Raw genomic sequence first — 16,453 nt, forward strand, 5'->3', positions numbered from 1 at the left:
GCATTGCGCCGGTATCTTCCGGGGTTACGGGCCCGCCAGCCTGACAGCCGGTCAGCAGCAGTAAACAGGCTGTAACGCCGCTTTTCAGTTTCATATTTGCTTGCCATCCATGTTGTGCAGTGACGTCTTTTCCTGCTTATCTTCTGTAACAACCGTGCCGGGCTTACCAGTCGCCATAGGGGTAGGTTTTGCCTTTGATAAATTCTTCGGTAGTTTGGGTATATTTATATCCTTGTTTATGCGCAGAGATGCCTTTGCAGACATCCAGCGCTTCGCCGGACAGTGTGGTGATCTTCTCTGGCTCAACCGGCAGGTTGTCTCCGGGCGCGTTAGTCTGCAGCCAGATACGCACTTTTCCCTGCGGTGCCAGGCCAAACAGCACCGTATCGTACCAGGCGGTGTTGCCGGCCCAGTCCAGCCCGACGGGTACCAGCATCTTCTGGCGCATCGCTTCCGGGAAAACGATATGCGTTTCATAGGTTTTCATATCGATTATCGAATCCCAGCAGAACAGGATTTCTACCGGCGGATGGCGCGCTTTGTTGAACTGCGCATGCCTTCTTACTCTTTTCGCCCAGGATCCCACGCTTTTGGGATTCTCCTGCACACTGTCCAGCGTGCGCCAGGTATAGAGCACCTGTTTCGCATCAATCATCGCGACATAAGTTACCAGGGCTGGTAATGCCCTGGGGGTAAAAAAGGCGAAATCCCATTTTCCATAAGGCATTGCGCCGGTATCTTCCGGAGTTACGGGCCCGCCAGCCTGACAGCCGGTCAGCAGCAGTAAACAGGCTATAGCGACACTTTTCAGTTTCATATTTGCTTTCCATCCATGTTGTAACAGGTACGCGTCCACTGCTCGTCGGGGCGATGAATAAAACTGATCACGTCCGCCGGGGCTGCCCCGCCATTAAGCAAGCCTTCCTGATCTGTAATCAGCGCATTCCAGTGAGCTGAACAGTGAATATATTCTTTGGCTAACTGATCCAGTTCATCCGGGGTAAAGGCGGTTACTGGCTGACCAGTACGTACAGCTTTTCCCATTGCTAACGCTTTTTCACAGTGTGGGATAAGTTCGGCTGGTAATGATAGCTCGGGGTTATGAAAGTCAATTACGTTAAAAATTACCCCCGCTTCCTGCGCAGCATCAATCATCACCCGCAGAACTACCTTTGACCAGTCATGCTTTACGAGGCGGTTACGTAGTGTCAGAGCGGCATAGCTGCGTTTCTGAAAATCACTGTATTTGTTTTGCGGCATCCGTTCATCGTGCCAGCTTTCCACCGTTACAGGATGCGTACGTAAGAGGGAGGCAAGAGCAGGATATTCTTTTATCACCGCCAGCTGATCGCTGGCCCGACGATAGACTCTGGTTTTATCATCTGCCTGGCGGAGCGGCACCGTCTCGGTTTCCGGTCGGCTCAGAAACAGATCTTCTTTCACTACCGGGAGATAACCACCGCCGATATCAGAATGCACACCGGGTAACGCCAGTTCTGGCCAGGCTGGAGATACGCTGTTCAGGGCAAAGTTGAAGCGGCATTCATGCTGTGCCGTGATATGGAAAACTTTCTCCGCTACGCCGGGCCGCAAAATAATATTCACATCGCCCGTATCGGCATTGTGCGGGTTCAGACCATTTGTCGGAGTGCCGATGGCAGCTACCGTGTCAAAAAGGCCGATAAAGCGGATTTTGCCTGCGGGAGCGCCTCTGAATTCGTAGTCTTGCAATCCCAGCCGGATAGCGTTAATGATGGCGGAATCTTCCGACTGTACGCGATTAGCAAAATGGCGGGAAGCCGCAGCACCACGGCTGAAGCCAAAAATATCGAACTGCAAGGATTTAATTATAAATTCTGTATCAGGTTCGTCATTTTTTATATCTGATAATGTTTTATGTATGATCTGGGCTAAATGGGATACAGCTCTGTCCGTTTTAGCAATCACGCCGGTATCCGCAATGCCCATTCCCTGGCCAGGCTGGCTATCCGGCTTACCGGACTCCGTGCCGATACCTTCGATATAAAGTGATGCCTGGATATTACCGCTGGCAGGTAGCAGATCCGTTTTATACAGGGTTTTAAGCCAGTGCACATTAGTATAATAACCGATATAGCTGGTTGACCGAATACCAGACACCCCCGTCATCTCTTTGGCGCACCTTTCCAGAATGCTTTTTATATCCGGATCGCTCAGGGAATAATGCCGCGCCTTACAGACAGCCATCATATTTTCTGTATTGACCGCATTATTACCGGTGCCGTCAAAAAATATGCCTATCGTCAGGGTAATTTCCTGTCTTTTTTGTTTTACATCTTTTTCCTCATGCCCTGCACCCAGCGTCACGATTTTTCTGGCAGCCTGCGCATGCTGCGCATGCTCAGAAAAGTTATTCTGCTCCGTTGTTTCGGGATGCAGCGCATGATGCGCCCAGGTCTGAGAGGGAATCAGCGTGGCATTACAGGGACAGTTTACACGACTGTAAAGGGTACTGGCTGCATAGCGGCCTTCAATAGTTTCCCCGGGAAAACCACCGGTAATACAGTAATTTCCTGAGTATTTGCCACAAGTTGCAGTGCAGCCGACAGTGGCTACGGGCCTGCGATCCGGTCCCATAAATTTGGTTGCGCTTCCCTCCAGGACGATGCCACCACAAGACGTTCTGTCACCCGAGACGATCCAGTGTCCCGTTTTCATCGCGTTTCTCCTTAACAACAAGCCAGACAAAACAGTGCAGGAAAACGCACCACACTCTGCTTATGTGGTGCGATAAGACCTGACAAAATAAGTCTTTTTTCTGCTAAGACAAATAACGATAACACCTGGCAGGTACAGGATATTCTTTTCATACTAAATCCTTTTAGTTAATCCATTATTAGCTTATTAAGATGCAAAACTAATTATTTATGAGATTTCCACTTTTTTCTTAAGTCAGGATTTATTTTATTACCGATAATAAAATTATCGCAAGGTAATTTTTCACCTTTAAAATAATCTCATTTCTTTTTAGCCATACTTTGCATCAATAAATACGCCAGGTCTTATATCACCCGAGAAAATTGCTGCATGCGCGCTTTGTTCCTCAGATAAAGATCGAAGCACATACAAATATTACGGATCAGCAGCCGTCCACGGGGAGTAACCTGTAAACCTTTACCGGTGCGTTCCACCAGTCCATCAGCAATCAGGGGTGCCAGCAGAGCCAGGTCCTCAGCGAAATAGTCTTCGAAACGAATAGCCCATTGCCCCTCAATCACCTGAAAATCGAGTGCAAAATGACAAATCAGCGTTTTGATCACTTCACGCCGCAGGATGTCGTCCTGCGTCAGCGTTACTCCCCGCCACAGCCCATGTCCCTGCGTTTCAACACTGGCGTACCAGTCATTAAGTGCTTTTTGATTCTGGGCATAACAGTCGCCAATCATACTGATCGCCGAGACGCCCATACCAAGCAGGTCGCTGTTGCCCTGTGTGGTGTAGCCCTGAAAGTTGCGGTGCAGCTGGCCATTACGTTGCGCTACCGCCAGTTCATCCTGCGGTCGGGCGAAATGATCCATGCCGATAAACTGATAACCCTGCTGCGTCAGCGTTTCGATAGTCTGCTGTAAAATAGCCAGCTTTTGTTGCGCGCCAGGAAGCTCTTCCTCTTTGATCTTGCGTTGTGCCGCAAACAGGGTGGGCAAATGGGCGTAATTGAAAACGCTCAGGCGATCGGGATTCAGCGCCAGCACTTTTTGCAGGGTAAACGCGAAGCTTTCCGGAGTCTGCATCGGTAAACCATAAATCAGGTCCAGATTCACTGAGGCAAAGCCCTGTTCGCGGGCCCGCTGCATCAGCGCCGCAATAAGAGTTTCATCCTGCACCCGGTTAACACGCAGCTGAACCTCTTTATTGAAGTCCTGCACTCCCATGCTGAGACGGTTGAAACCCAGCAGGCGTAAATGATCCAGTACATTCAGCGCGATCTCACGAGGATCGATTTCAATCGACATTTCAGCCTCTGCGGCAAACTGAAACTCCTGCTTCAGCAAGGTGACCAGCCGGCTCATCTGCGCTTTCGTCAGAAATGTCGGGGTGCCGCCGCCCCAGTGCAGCTGTGTTACCTGGCGCTGACGAAATAAGGGCGCGCGCTGACGAATCTCCTGTTCAAGCGCGTCCAGATAGCGATCGGCTTTCTGCGGCTGCCGCGTGACGATTTTGTTGCAACCGCAGAAGTAGCAGAGACGATGACAAAAAGGGATATGGATATAGATCGACAGCGGACGGTCAGGATAACGCGCAACGGCCTGCAGAAAATCGTGATGGGTGAACTGCTCGTTGAATTCCAGCGCGGTGGGATAAGACGTGTAGCGTGGACCCGCATAATTGTACTTTTCAATCAGCGCCTGGTCCCACTCAATCTGTTGCGATGCCATGTGTGTTCCTTCCGGTGACGTCTTCGGGGAGAAGGTCGCGCAACAGAAGAGGAAACAGGCCGACGGAGAAGATTCCGCCGAATTCGCGACTTCAGACGCGACAGCCGGCGTAGTTTAATCAATAACCAGAGCAGATAACATGTCAGCAGCAGCGCTAAAATTGATCCAGGCCAAAGCATAGGCGAATACCTGTTTAGCGCGGCATGCGCAGGGCGCGCATGCCCGTCAAAATCGGCTTAATTTCCTTTCAGCAGGCGCAGCATATCTTTTTCGGCCTGCTCGTCATCAGCATCGTCATCCATTTCGATACCCAGTTCTTCCATCAGTACGTCAATCCGGTCCAGCGTTTCATCCAGCCAGGCTTGTTCCTCTGCCGACAGCGCATCGCCGTTTTCCAGACGATCCAGCAGCTGGTCCAGACGCTCATCATTTTCCAGCATGGCCAGTTCTTCCGCTGGCGTCATACGCACCTTTTCCGCTTTGGCGGGTTGTTTCTTTTTCACCTCAGGCTGCTGTACCTTTTGCCCTGCCGCCAGCAGCGGTACGGGTTTTTTGCTGCCGACACGCGGATCTTTCGCCGCCGTCCCTTTCTTCTGGTTCTGACTTTGCGCTACCGGATTTGCACGGCTGCCGGAAACATGGCCACGATGCTTCTTGTCGCGCTTACGATCGCGCGCTTCCATATTCAGATCTTCACGCGATTTGCGTTTGGCGGCAGGTTTGCCGCGCGGGGCTCGTGCAGGTTGCTTCATGGTATCCAGTCTCGGGGTTTTTTCTTCAGTATAGAATTGCGGCGAAATCTAGCAGAAAGCGCGGCAAGAAAAAAGGCGACAGCCTGTGCTGTCGCCTTTTTTAGCACCTTCCAGTGAAGGAAACGCTCTGTAACTCCTTTCCGGCGTACAACGTCCCGGTTTATCCTGCGCCTGCTCTTATCCTGAGAGTATCCCTGTCCCTGTCGACCCGTTCCGTTGATCGGCTCCTGCTCCTTCGCTCCTTATCGTCCTGACGCTCCTGAGCGCATCCTCCTGATGGGTGCTGCCGTGCACTGACAACAACTGTAGACCAACCGGCAAATCCCACAAGTCAAAGAGCAGGAAAAATCAAAAAATACTTAACTCAAATTTCGTTATCTAACTGAAATACAAGAATTAAACATCAGATCCAGCGTTAAGCAGAGTGCTTACCTTGCGCACGTATCGCTTGTTTTTTTAATCGCCGTACAAATATGAAGCTTCCGGGCACTTTAACGCCATAAAGGGTATAATCAGCACCATTGCCCGAATACAGCTTCTGGAGTTTTATCTTGTCTTTGAATTATCACGTTACCCATTTCGTCACCAGTGCCCCGGATATCCGTCACCTTCCTGCGGACAGCGGCATTGAAGTGGCTTTTGCCGGGCGCTCCAATGCAGGTAAATCCAGTGCGCTGAACGCACTGACCAACCAGAAAAACCTGGCGCGTACCAGTAAAACCCCCGGACGTACCCAGCTCATCAACCTGTTTGAAGTAGTGGAAGGTAAACGCCTTGTGGATCTGCCCGGCTATGGCTATGCCGAAGTCCCGGAAGAGATGAAACGCAAATGGCAGCGCGCGCTGGGTGAATATTTGCAGATGCGCAATGCGCTGAAAGGCCTGGTGGTGCTGATGGATATTCGCCATCCACTGAAGGATCTCGATCAGCAGATGATTCAGTGGGCGGTAGAGAGCCAGATTCCGGTACTGGTACTGTTGACAAAAGCGGACAAACTGGCATCAGGGGCGCGCAAAGCGCAGCTGAACATGGTGCGTGAAGCCTCGCTGGCTTTTATGGGGGATGTGCAGGTAGAAGTTTTTTCTTCGCTGAAAAAAATCGGTGTCGATAAACTGCGCCACAAACTCGATCTCTGGTTCAGTGAGCTGGCACCTGCCGAAGAAGAGACGCAGCCGGAAGCGTAATCTTTTGCCCGCCGCTTTTTATCGCTTCCCTCAGCAACGCCCAATAAAAAACGCCCCAGCCATATAATGACTGGGGCGGCTAATATTCAGCCAAATCCGATTACGTGAAGTAAAAGGTCTGAAAGATAGAACATCTTACCTCTGTACCCTACGCCGTAAACTTTACCTGATTTTTTCAGAGCCACAAAGGATTTTTTGTAGCTAATTTTCATCAGATAAGCTTTTTTTCTTAAGGTTCATCACAAAACTGCGCATCATCTGTAGTTTAATTACTAAAAAAGTGCTTAGCGTTGAACCAGTTAGAAATGACCTTTTGCCGGGCTCTTTCAGCGAGTGCTGAACCGATCAAGCCCGGGTATTCCTTATGGCTGATGCAGGGCACTTATCTGTCACCTGACCTGCCGGTAAACGCCCAGGCTTAGTGCGCCTGGTCCCAGTTATCGCCCACGCCCACCTCAACCTGCAAGGGGACATCCAGCTTCATGCTGTTTTCCATCAGATGACGAATCTGCTGGCTCGCCGCCTCAACCCGATCAGCACGGATTTCAAATACCAGCTCATCGTGCACCTGCATAATCATCCTGACGTCGTCGTTGCCCTGCTGCTGTATCCAGGCATCCACATCGATCATGGCGCGCTTGATGATGTCCGCCGCGGTGCCCTGCATCGGGGCGTTAATGGCGGCACGCTCTGCTGCTTTACGACGTATGGCATTGCTGGATTTGATGTCCGGCAGCCAGAGACGACGGCCATCCAGGGTTTCAACATAGCCTTTTTCTGCCGCCAGCTGACGCGTGTTTTCCATGTAGCGCAGCACGCCAGGATAGCGTTCAAAATAGAGATCCATGTACTTCTTCGCTTCGCCCGCACCGATATTCAGCTGGCGAGAAAGGCCAAAGGCACTCATCCCGTAAATCAGGCCGAAGTTAATCGCCTTGGCGCTGCGACGTTGTTCAGCGCTGACCTTGCCGAGCGCCATCCCAAATACCTCTGCCGCCGTGGCACGGTGAATATCTTCCCCATGAGCAAAGGCGTCCAGCAGTCCTTTGTCCTGAGAAAGGTGCGCCATAATGCGCAACTCGATTTGTGAGTAGTCCGCCGCGACAATGCGATTCCCTTCCGCTGCGATGAACGCCTGACGAATACGTCGGCCTTCATCATTGCGCACCGGGATATTCTGCAGGTTAGGATCGGTAGAAGAGAGACGCCCCGTTGCCGTTACCGCCTGATGGTACGAGGTATGTACGCGCCCGCTCAGCGGGTTGATCATCTGCGGTAGCTTATCCGTGTAGGTAGATTTCAGCTTGGAAAGCCCGCGATGCTCCAGAATCACTTTAGGTAACGGGTAATCCAGTGCCAGCTCGGCAAGCACTTCTTCACTGGTAGAAGGCGCGCCACCCGGCGTTTTCTTCAGCGGCTTGATACCCTGTTTTTCGAACAGGATAGTCTGCAACTGTTTGGTCGAGGAGAGGTTAAAAGGTTCGCCCGCCAGCTCATGGGCTTTTTCTTCCAGCTCAGCCAGCCGGGTGGTCAGCTCCTGAGAGTGTTGCGCAAGGATCGCCTGGTCGATCAGCACCCCGTTACGTTCCACGCGTGAGATAACGCTCAGCAACGGCATTTCGATCTCTTCGAATACCTTTTTCGGTCCGCTGGCTTTTTCCAGCTCTGGCCACATTTTCAGATGCAGCTGTAGCGTGACATCCGCATCTTCCGCTGCATAGTGAGCGGCCTGTACTACATCGATCTGGTTAAAGGTGAGCTGGTTTTTTCCTTTGCCGGCGACCTCTTCAAAGGTGACGGTTTTATGTTTCAGCCAGCGCATGGACAGGCTGTCCATGTCATGTTTTCCTGCCACGCTGTTCAGCATGTAGGATTCCAGCATGGTATCGAATTTAATACCGTCCAGCTCAATGCCGTAATTTTGCAGCACGCCGCGATCGTATTTAAGGTTTTGCCCGACCTTGGCCGCGTTACTATCTTCCAGCACCGGCTTAAGACGCTGCAATACGCTGTCGCGATCCAGTTGCGGCGGGGCATCCAGATAATCGTGCGCGAGCGGCAGGTAAGCCGCTTCGCCAGGGGCAATGGCAAAGGCGATCCCCACAATAGCGGCGCTCAGGGTATCCAGCGAGTTCGTTTCCAGATCAAAGGCGAAAAGTTCACTCTTCTGCAGCTTCTCCAGCCACTCTTCAAAGGTCTTTTCATCAAGGATAGTGACATAACCGTCCGCAGAGAGGATGCTGGACACCTCCGGCTGTTCAACTTCTGTTGCCAGTACCTTTTGCGCCTGCGGATTGCTCTTCTTGCCCTGCAGCCACTTACCTTCCTGCAGATCCGTCAGCCAGCGGCGGAATTCGTAGCGACTGAACAGCGTTTGTAAGGCTTCAATGTCCGGCTCATTAACCGTCAACTGATCGCAATGCTGCTCAAGCGGCACATCGGTTTTGATTGTCGCCAGCTGATAGGAGAGAAAAGCCACCTCTTTATTCTGCTCCAGTTTTGCCGCCATGGTTTTTGCTCCACGGAAGCCCAGATCGGCAACTTTATCCAGATTTTCATAAATGGATTTCATGCTGCCCAGCCCCTGCAGCAATGCCTGTGCCGTTTTTTCACCGACACCCGGCACGCCCGGAATGTTATCGGATGAATCCCCCATCAGCGCCAGAAAGTCGATAATCAACTCAGGCGGAACGCCAAATTTCTGCTCAACTTCTTCCGGGCCAAGGATGGTATTGTTCATGGTGTTGATCAGGGTGATATGAGGCGAAACCAGCTGGGCCATATCTTTATCACCGGTGCTGATCAACACCGGGCGCCCTTGTTTTGCCGCTTCAAGTGCCAGCGTGCCGATTACGTCATCCGCCTCCACACCGCTGATTGCCAGCAGCGGCAGTCCCATCGCCCTGACCATTTCATGTAATGGGGCGGTTTGCGATCGTAAATCATCCGGCATGGGGGGACGATGGGATTTGTAATGCTCAAATAACTCATCCCTGAACGTTTTGCCTTTAGCATCGAAAACCACAGCGACATGGCTCGGTTTGTACTGCGTCAACAGGCTTTTTAGCATGTTGAGCACGCCATACATGGCCCCGGTTGGCTCACCCGCGCTATTGGTCAGCGGCGGAAAAGCGTGATAAGCACGGTAAAGATAGGATGAGCCATCAACCAGAATCAGGGGATTGTCTGCAATTTGCGCCATAGGTCTGTGTTTTCTTCGTTAGCCATAGGTAAGTGTATAAGAATGCCACAGCCTGGCAGGAATGTTGAATTTGTGCAGGCGTTCAGGGCAAATTTTCCTGCATGCGCGGCCGGGATCGCAAGGATCAGCCTGTGGATAACTTTGTGTGTAAAAAACATAACGTATTGTTATTTACGTTAATATTATTTAATTTACAGTTAAAAATACTTTATAAACAACAGGTTATTAATTTACCGTGACCTGAAATACCTTTTTAATGACATAAAGGTCAATGTGGATATTAAATTAATGCTTAAAAAATCTATCTCTGCTGCGATTATTTTCAGCGTAAGAACAAGCAGACGTCAGCAGAGACAGAAATTAAAAACGCCGGCACGGCCGGCGTAAAATAAAACAAACGCAGCGGTTATTTTTTATCAACCAGGAATTTCACGACGTTGGCGTAATCGGCAACAAAGTTCTCCATTGAACTGGTGTCCAGTCCGCCGTTATTGACCATATATTTGCCATTAACAAACATCGCCGGCACACCGCGCAATTCAACATCGGCAGCGGCTTTTTGCTGTTGAGCAACCAGCGCTTTAACTGCAAAACTATTCCAGGCAGCATCATAGTCCGCCGGAGAAATTCCCGCGGCGTTAATGAACGCCTCTTTCAGGCTGGCAGCATCGGTGATGGTCTGCGTTTTCTGAATACCTTCAAAAAGCGCTCCCGTTACTTTGTCCTCTACTCCCAGCGCCAGCGCCACTGCCCATGCATGGGTAACTACCGGCCCAAAGTCACCGCCCAGAAAATCAACGTGGTATTTGCTGACTTTAATATTTTCCGGCAGATTTTTTCTCACCGCATCGCTAACGTGATAAACGCTTTCAAACTGATAGCAGTGCGGGCAGAAAAAAGAGAAGAACTCCATAACCCGAGGTTCTCCGGCGACAGGTTTCGGCAGACTTACATATTGTTTGCCATCGGTAAATTGTGCAGCGGAGGCGCTGAAAGCCAGCACCAGGCCAATCAGCGCAAACCAGATTTTTTTCATTGGGAAAAATTCTCCTCACTTCTTCATTAAAATTGCGGGGTCAACTGTAAAGGCGGTTCCTGTAACAGCTTATCCTGCTCGTTAAAAAGGGAAATTTGCCTGCGCCAGAAATCCTCATCCGTCATCCAGGGGAAGGCGCGGGGAAATGCGGGATCCTGCCAGCGACGTACAACCCAGGCCAGATAATAAACCATGCGCATCGCCCGTAAAGGCTCAATCAGTGACAATTCATGAATATCAAAGTCACTGAACTCGCTGTATGCCTCCAGCAAAATATCCCACTGGATGCGCCTTTCCTGCAGATCGCCATTCACCAGCATCCAGAGATCCTGTACCGCTGGTCCGTTACGCGCATCATCCAGATCAACAAAAAAAGGCCCGTCGCGCCAGAGAATATTGCCCGGATGGCAGTCACCATGCAGGCGTAAAGATTGCCAGTCGCTGTGCCACTGTTGCTGTAATGTGGCGATCAGCTTATCCAGGGCATTAAGTAAGGGAGCCTTTAGTGAAGAAGGCACAAAGGTGCTTTGCTCCAGTTGCTCGCGCGGCTGGTGAACATATTCATCCAGGCCTATTGTGGGACGCTGCTGAAACACACCTTTACGTCCGGTTTGATGAATGCGCCCGAGGAAACGGCCTACCCATTCCATCTGCTCTTCATTATCCGTTTCGTATTGGCGTCCTCCCAGGCTGGGAAAAACGGCAAACCAGAAACCGCCATGGTGATTCAGGGTTTTGCCCTGCAAGCTGAGCGGCGCGGCAATTGGCACCTCATCCGCCTGTAAATCAAGGGAGAAGCGATGTTCTTCTTCAATCTGTTCTGCACGCCAGCGCTGGGGCCGATAAAACTTCACCACGTAGCGCCTTTTATCTTCATCGCTAAACTGGTAGACGCGGTTTTCATAGCTGTTCAGCGCGGTTAAACCTGATTCGACACGCAAGCCCGACTCCCATAACGCATCGAGAATAAGATCGGGATCCAGCGTGTGGAAATTAAAGGCGGCTTCGCTCATCATTTTGCCTGTTGGTTACCTGTACTCTGAATCCGCAAGGATAGCATCACTCGCTCTGCGCGCTTAATCCTTGATCACGCCACGCGCACGCAGTAAGGCCGTTTTAAAATCTTCTTCATAATCTTTCTGCAGTCCGGGGATGGCGGCTTGCTTATCCTTATCGCGCATTTTGAGATGATAAATCAAAATATCATCCGTTAATTCAACTAATGGCCCACTGAAACCAGACTCCAGCGCCAGTTTCTGCAAAAATTGCAGTAAATTGAGGTCTGGCTCTTTTTGCCATGCTGGCTGTAGCAGATCGATCAGTTCATTCAGGCGTTGGTATTTCATTGGCACCTCGTCACTCCCTAAATAACCATTACATTAACAGGGTTATTTACCCTTATAAAGTGAGGATCTTTTTATGACGGCCATTACCGGCGTGATTCTGGCTGGCGGGCAGAGCCGCCGAATGGGTGGAGAAGATAAAGGTTTATTGCAGCTGCATGGCCAGCCCCTTTATCAGCATGTATTACAACGACTACACCCTCAGGTCGACCAGTTGTTGATCAGCGCAAACCGTAACCTCAGTCAGTATCGGTTGAGCGGTGTCGAAGTGATTAGCGATAGCTTACCCGATTTCCCCGGTCCTCTGGCAGGCATGCTCAGCGCATTGCAGGCGATGAAGACGGAGTGGGCTGCATTCTGCGCCTGTGATACACCTTTTATTCCCCGAGACTATGTGGTTCGCCTGTGCCAGCAAAAGGGCAATGCACACGCCGTCTGGGTACGCTCGGTGCAACGGGATCACCCGGCGCTGGCACTACTGCATCGCGACCTGGCCGGGCCGCTGGAGGATTACCTGCTACGCGGTGAGCGTCGGTTACTGCATTTTCTGCTGCAGGAAGGGGGCCATGCCGTGATGTTTCCGGACGATGAATCGGCATTCAGCAATATCAATACACCGGAAGAACTGACAAGCCTGGGAGCGCGATGATGACTTTGCCTTTACTGGCCTTTGTTGCCTGGAGCGGGACCGGTAAGACTACCCTGCTGAAGCAGCTGATACCCTTGCTGAAAGCTGCCGGGATAAGGCCTGGCCTGATCAAACATACTCATCATCAGATGGATATCGATACGCCGGGCAAAGACAGCTATGAGCTGCGTAAAGCCGGGGCCGGACAGGTGATTGTTGCCAGTGAACAACGCTGGGCGCTGATTAAGGAGACGCCAGAAAGCCAGGCGGTGGATCTGCAGTTTCTGGCACGTCAGATGGATGCTGCAACGCTGGATATCGTGCTGGTAGAGGGATTTAAAGGTGAGGCTGTGCCTAAAATAATTTTATGGCGTGCAGGCGTTAAGGATCGTATTGAACCCCTGATCGATCAGCATGTTATTGCCGTCGCCAGCGATACTTCCCTCAATCTCTCCTTGCCGATGCTGGATATTAACCAGCCTGCGGTGATCGCTGCGTTTATTGCTGACTGGCTGAGTACCCAGCGCCAGAATGGGAAGTGAAGCGTTATATCCGTAGCCGGCTCTGACAGGGGCACGGCTATCATGAGACAAGCGCACTCATGCAGCTGGTCATAACCGGAAGAAAAATCAGTGGGTTTTACATGGAGATCGCCCGCAGAGCGGCAGGCTCTGCGGGGCGGAAGCCGGATTCTGCGCAGACGAAAAAGCCCCGTACTCGCGTACGGGGCTCTGTCGTGTATGGATGCCTGGCAGTTCCCTACTCTCGCATGGGGAGACCCCACACTACCATCGGCGCTACGGCGTTTCACTTCTGAGTTCGGCATGGGTTCAGGTGGGACCACCGCGCTCTGGCCGCCAGGCAAATTCTGTTGTCGCGCCGCCCGCAGGCCGCACAACGTATCCGGGTAACAAACTGAAAATCGCGTCTCTCATCAAAACGCCTCTGGCGTTGTAAGGTTAAGCCTCACGGGTCATTAGTACCGGTCAGCTCAATGCATCGCTGCACTTACACATCCGGCCTATCAACGTCGTCGTCTTCAACGTCCCTTCAGGACCCTTAAAGGGTCAGGGAGAACTCATCTCGGGGCAAGTTTCGTGCTTAGATGCTTTCAGCACTTATCTCTTCCGCACTTAGCTACCGGGCAATGCCACTGGCGTGACAACCCGGACACCAGCGGTGCGTCCACTCCGGTCCTCTCGTACTAGGAGCAGCCCCCCTCAGTTCTCCAGCGCCCACGGCAGATAGGGACCGAACTGTCTCACGACGTTCTAAACCCAGCTCGCGTACCACTTTAAATGGCGAACAGCCATACCCTTGGGACCTACTTCAGCCCCAGGATGTGATGAGCCGACATCGAGGTGCCAAACACCGCCGTCGATATGAACTCTTGGGCGGTATCAGCCTGTTATCCCCGGAGTACCTTTTATCCGTTGAGCGATGGCCCTTCCATACAGAACCACCGGATCACTAAGACCTGCTTTCGCACCTGCTCGCGCCGTCACGCTCGCAGTCAAGCGGGCTTATGCCTTTGCACTAACCTCACGATGTCCGACCGTGATTAGCCCACCTTCGTGCTCCTCCGTTACGCTTTGGGAGGAGACCGCCCCAGTCAAACTACCCACCAGACACTGTCCCCACGCCGGATCACGGCGCCAGGTTAGAACATCAAACATTAAAGGGTGGTATTTCAAGGATGGCTCCACGCAGACTGGCGTCCGCGCTTCAAAGCCTCCCACCTATCCTGCACATCAAGGCTCAATGTTCAGTGTCAAGCTGTAGTAAAGGTTCACGGGGTCTTTCCGTCTTGCCGCGGGTACACTGCATCTTCACAGCGAGTTCAATTTCACTGAGTCCCGGGTGGAGACAGCCTGGCCATCATTACGCCATTCGTGCAGGTCGGAACTTACCCGACAAGGAATTTCGCTACCTTAGGACCGTTATAGTTACGGCCGCCGTTTACCGGGGCTTCGATCAGGAGCTTCGCCTTGCGGCTGACCCCATCAATTAACCTTCCGGCACCGGGCAGGCGTCACACCGTATACGTCCACTTTCGTGTTTGCACAGTGCTGTGTTTTTAATAAACAGTTGCAGCCAGCTGGTATCTTCGACTGGCTTCGGCTCCGGGAGCAAGTCCCCTCACCTACATGCCAGCGTGCCTTCTCCCGAAGTTACGGCACCATTTTGCCTAGTTCCTTCACCCGGGTTCTCTCAAGCGCCTTGGTATTCTCTACCTGACCACCTGTGTCGGTTTGGGGTACGATTTCGTGTTACCTGGAGCTTAGAGGCTTTTCCTGGAAGCAGGGTATCAGTTACTTCAGCACCGTAGTGCCTCGTCATCACGCCTCAGCCTTGATTTTCCGGATTTGCCTGGAAAACCAGCCTACACGCTTAAACCGGGACAACCGTCGCCCGGCTAACCTGACCTTCTCCGTCCCCCCTTCGCAGTAACACCAAGTACAGGAATATTAACCTGTTTCCCATCGACTACGCCTTTCGGCCTCGCCTTAGGGGTCGACTCACCCTGCCCCGATTAACGTTGGACAGGAACCCTTGGTCTTCCGGCGAGCGGGCTTTTCACCCGCTTTATCGTTACTTATGTCAGCATTCGCACTTCTGATACCTCCAGCATGCCTCACAGCACACCTTCAGCGGCTTACAGAACGCTCCCCTACCCAGCAACACACAGTGTCACTGCCGCAGCTTCGGTGCATGGTTTAGCCCCGTTACATCTTCCGCGCAGGCCGACTCGACCAGTGAGCTATTACGCTTTCTTTAAATGATGGCTGCTTCTAAGCCAACATCCTGGCTGTCTGGGCCTTCCCACATCGTTTCCCACTTAACCATGACTTTGGGACCTTAGCTGGCGGTCTGGGTTGTTTCCCTCTTCACGACGGACGTTAGCACCCGCCGTGTGTCTCCCGTGATAACATTCTCCGGTATTCGCAGTTTGCATCGGGTTGGTAAGCCGGGATGGCCCCCTAGCCGAAACAGTGCTCTACCCCCGGAGATGAATTCACGAGGCGCTACCTAAATAGCTTTCGGGGAGAACCAGCTATCTCCCGGTTTGATTGGCCTTTCACCCCCAGCCACAGGTCATCCGCTAATTTTTCAACATTAGTCGGTTCGGTCCTCCAGTTAGTGTTACCCAACCTTCAACCTGCCCATGGCTAGATCACCGGGTTTCGGGTCTATACCCTGCAACTTAACGCCCGGTTAAGACTCGGTTTCCCTGCGGCTCCCCTATACGGTTAACCTTGCTACAGAATATAAGTCGCTGACCCATTATACAAAAGGTACGCAGTCACCCCATAAAGAGGCTCCCACTGCTTGTACGTACACGGTTTCAGGTTCTGTTTCACTCCCCTCGCCGGGGTTCTTTTCGCCTTTCCCTCACGGTACTGGTTCACTATCGGTCAGTCAGGAGTATTTAGCCTTGGAGGATGGTCCCCCCATCTTCAGACAGGATATCACGTGTCCCGCCCTACTCATCGAGCTCACAGCATCTGTGCCTTCGTGTACGGGACTGTCACCCTGTACCGTGCGCCTTTCCAGACGCTTCCACTGACACACATGCTGATTCAGGCTCTGGGCTGCTCCCCGTTCGCTCGCCGCTACTGGGGGAATCTCGGTTGATTTCTTTTCCTCGGGGTACTTAGATGTTTCAGTTCCCCCGGTTCGCCTCGCAACACTATGTATTCATGTTGCGATGATGCACTGAGTGCACCGGGTTTCCCCATTCGGACATCGCCGGGTCAAAGGTTCATATCACCTCGCCGGCGCTTTTCGCAGATTAGCACGTCCTTCATCGCCTCTGACTGCCAGGGCATCCACCGTGTACGCTTGTTCGCTTAACCTCACAACCCACAGACGTTTCGCTGTCGCGACCCGTG

12 protein-coding genes and 2 rRNA genes are annotated in these 16,453 nt (G+C 52.1%); 3 read left to right on the forward strand and 11 right to left on the reverse strand.

The features are described from left to right. Window positions 1–163: 163 nt before the first annotated feature. From E0E17_RS06910 to yihI, 4 genes are all read right to left on the reverse strand, one after another. Complete coding sequence (locus E0E17_RS06910; protein WP_130832807.1) at window positions 164–817, reverse strand: DUF2931 family protein; 654 nt, start codon at window positions 815–817, stop codon at window positions 164–166. Further along, the gene (locus tag E0E17_RS06915) at window positions 814–2,697 is read right to left on the reverse strand and encodes a type VI secretion system family protein (RefSeq protein WP_130832809.1); all 1,884 of its coding nucleotides are present in this window, start codon (window positions 2,695–2,697) and stop codon (window positions 814–816) included. Before E0E17_RS06915 ends, E0E17_RS06910 begins: the two co-directional genes overlap by 4 nt. Window positions 2,698–3,041: 344 nt before the next feature. Further along, window positions 3,042–4,415 carry an oxygen-independent coproporphyrinogen III oxidase gene (gene hemN / locus E0E17_RS06920; RefSeq protein WP_130832811.1) on the reverse strand — a complete coding sequence of 458 codons (1,374 nt, stop codon included), beginning with the start codon at window positions 4,413–4,415 and terminating at the stop codon, window positions 3,042–3,044. A gap of 236 nt (window positions 4,416–4,651) precedes the next feature. Beyond that, on the reverse strand, window positions 4,652–5,167 hold the full coding sequence (yihI, locus tag E0E17_RS06930; RefSeq protein ID WP_130832815.1) for a Der GTPase-activating protein YihI: 516 nt from the start codon (window positions 5,165–5,167) through the stop codon (window positions 4,652–4,654). Between the two features lie 548 nt (window positions 5,168–5,715). Here yihI and yihA point away from each other — a divergent pair. Further along, a complete protein-coding gene (gene yihA, locus E0E17_RS06935) occupies window positions 5,716–6,351 on the forward strand; it encodes a ribosome biogenesis GTP-binding protein YihA/YsxC (RefSeq protein ID WP_130835478.1) in 636 nt (211 codons plus the stop codon). Window positions 6,352–6,437: 86 nt separating this feature from the next. Here the strand turns inward: yihA and spfP are convergent, their stop codons facing one another. The 5 genes from spfP to E0E17_RS06955 form a co-directional block, all read right to left on the reverse strand. Then, window positions 6,438–6,485, reverse strand: a complete 48-nt coding sequence (gene spfP, locus E0E17_RS20635; RefSeq protein WP_071892919.1) for a small protein SpfP — start codon at window positions 6,483–6,485, stop codon at window positions 6,438–6,440. Window positions 6,486–6,769: 284 nt separating this feature from the next. After that, window positions 6,770–9,553, reverse strand: a complete 2,784-nt coding sequence (gene polA, locus E0E17_RS06940; RefSeq protein ID WP_130832817.1) for a DNA polymerase I — start codon at window positions 9,551–9,553, stop codon at window positions 6,770–6,772. Window positions 9,554–9,959: 406 nt separating this feature from the next. After that, window positions 9,960–10,589, reverse strand: a complete 630-nt coding sequence (gene dsbA, locus E0E17_RS06945; RefSeq protein WP_130832819.1) for a thiol:disulfide interchange protein DsbA — start codon at window positions 10,587–10,589, stop codon at window positions 9,960–9,962. Between the two features lie 26 nt (window positions 10,590–10,615). Continuing rightward, complete coding sequence (locus E0E17_RS06950) at window positions 10,616–11,602, reverse strand: serine/threonine protein kinase (protein ID WP_130835479.1); 987 nt, start codon at window positions 11,600–11,602, stop codon at window positions 10,616–10,618. Window positions 11,603–11,665: 63 nt separating this feature from the next. Then, a complete protein-coding gene (locus tag E0E17_RS06955; protein ID WP_130832821.1) occupies window positions 11,666–11,935 on the reverse strand; it encodes a YihD family protein in 270 nt (89 codons plus the stop codon). A 73-nt stretch (window positions 11,936–12,008) separates the two neighbouring features. Here E0E17_RS06955 and mobA point away from each other — a divergent pair, with 73 nt between their 5' ends. Both mobA and mobB read left to right on the forward strand, forming a co-directional pair. Then, entirely contained in the window at window positions 12,009–12,581 is a 573-nt protein-coding gene (gene mobA / locus E0E17_RS06960) for a molybdenum cofactor guanylyltransferase MobA (protein ID WP_130832823.1), read from the forward strand. Beyond that, window positions 12,581–13,102 (forward strand): molybdopterin-guanine dinucleotide biosynthesis protein MobB, encoded by a 522-nt coding sequence (mobB, locus tag E0E17_RS06965; protein ID WP_130835480.1) that lies wholly within the window; start codon window positions 12,581–12,583, stop codon window positions 13,100–13,102. Before mobA ends, mobB begins: the two co-directional genes overlap by 1 nt. Window positions 13,103–13,306: 204 nt before the next feature. Here mobB and rrf read toward each other — a convergent pair. Together rrf and E0E17_RS06975 are read right to left on the reverse strand one after the other, a co-directional pair. Next, window positions 13,307–13,422 (reverse strand): 5S ribosomal RNA (gene rrf, locus E0E17_RS06970). A gap of 93 nt (window positions 13,423–13,515) precedes the next feature. Then, window positions 13,516–16,417: ribosomal RNA gene (locus E0E17_RS06975) — 23S ribosomal RNA — on the reverse strand. Window positions 16,418–16,453 lie beyond the last annotated feature (36 nt).

Source organism: [Erwinia] mediterraneensis, assembly GCF_900604315.1.
Lineage (GTDB): Bacteria > Pseudomonadota > Gammaproteobacteria > Enterobacterales > Enterobacteriaceae > Pantoea > Pantoea mediterraneensis_A.

Bases quoted from the DNA above. Each gene is read 5' to 3' on its own strand.
- E0E17_RS06950 (WP_130835479.1), bottom strand. From the start codon at position 11,602: ATGAGCGAAGCCGCCTTTAATTTCCACACGCTGGATCCCGATCTTATT.
- mobB (WP_130835480.1), top strand. From the start codon at position 12,581: ATGACTTTGCCTTTACTGGCCTTTGTTGCCTGGAGCGGGACCGGTAAG.
- E0E17_RS06955 (WP_130832821.1), bottom strand. From the start codon at position 11,935: ATGAAATACCAACGCCTGAATGAACTGATCGATCTGCTACAGCCAGCA.
- mobA (WP_130832823.1), top strand. From the start codon at position 12,009: ATGACGGCCATTACCGGCGTGATTCTGGCTGGCGGGCAGAGCCGCCGA.
- E0E17_RS06910 (WP_130832807.1), bottom strand. From the start codon at position 817: ATGAAACTGAAAAGTGTCGCTATAGCCTGTTTACTGCTGCTGACCGGC.
- dsbA (WP_130832819.1), bottom strand. From the start codon at position 10,589: ATGAAAAAAATCTGGTTTGCGCTGATTGGCCTGGTGCTGGCTTTCAGC.
- polA (WP_130832817.1), bottom strand. From the start codon at position 9,553: ATGGCGCAAATTGCAGACAATCCCCTGATTCTGGTTGATGGCTCATCC.
- yihI (WP_130832815.1), bottom strand. From the start codon at position 5,167: ATGAAGCAACCTGCACGAGCCCCGCGCGGCAAACCTGCCGCCAAACGC.
- E0E17_RS06915 (WP_130832809.1), bottom strand. From the start codon at position 2,697: ATGAAAACGGGACACTGGATCGTCTCGGGTGACAGAACGTCTTGTGGT.
- hemN (WP_130832811.1), bottom strand. From the start codon at position 4,415: ATGGCATCGCAACAGATTGAGTGGGACCAGGCGCTGATTGAAAAGTAC.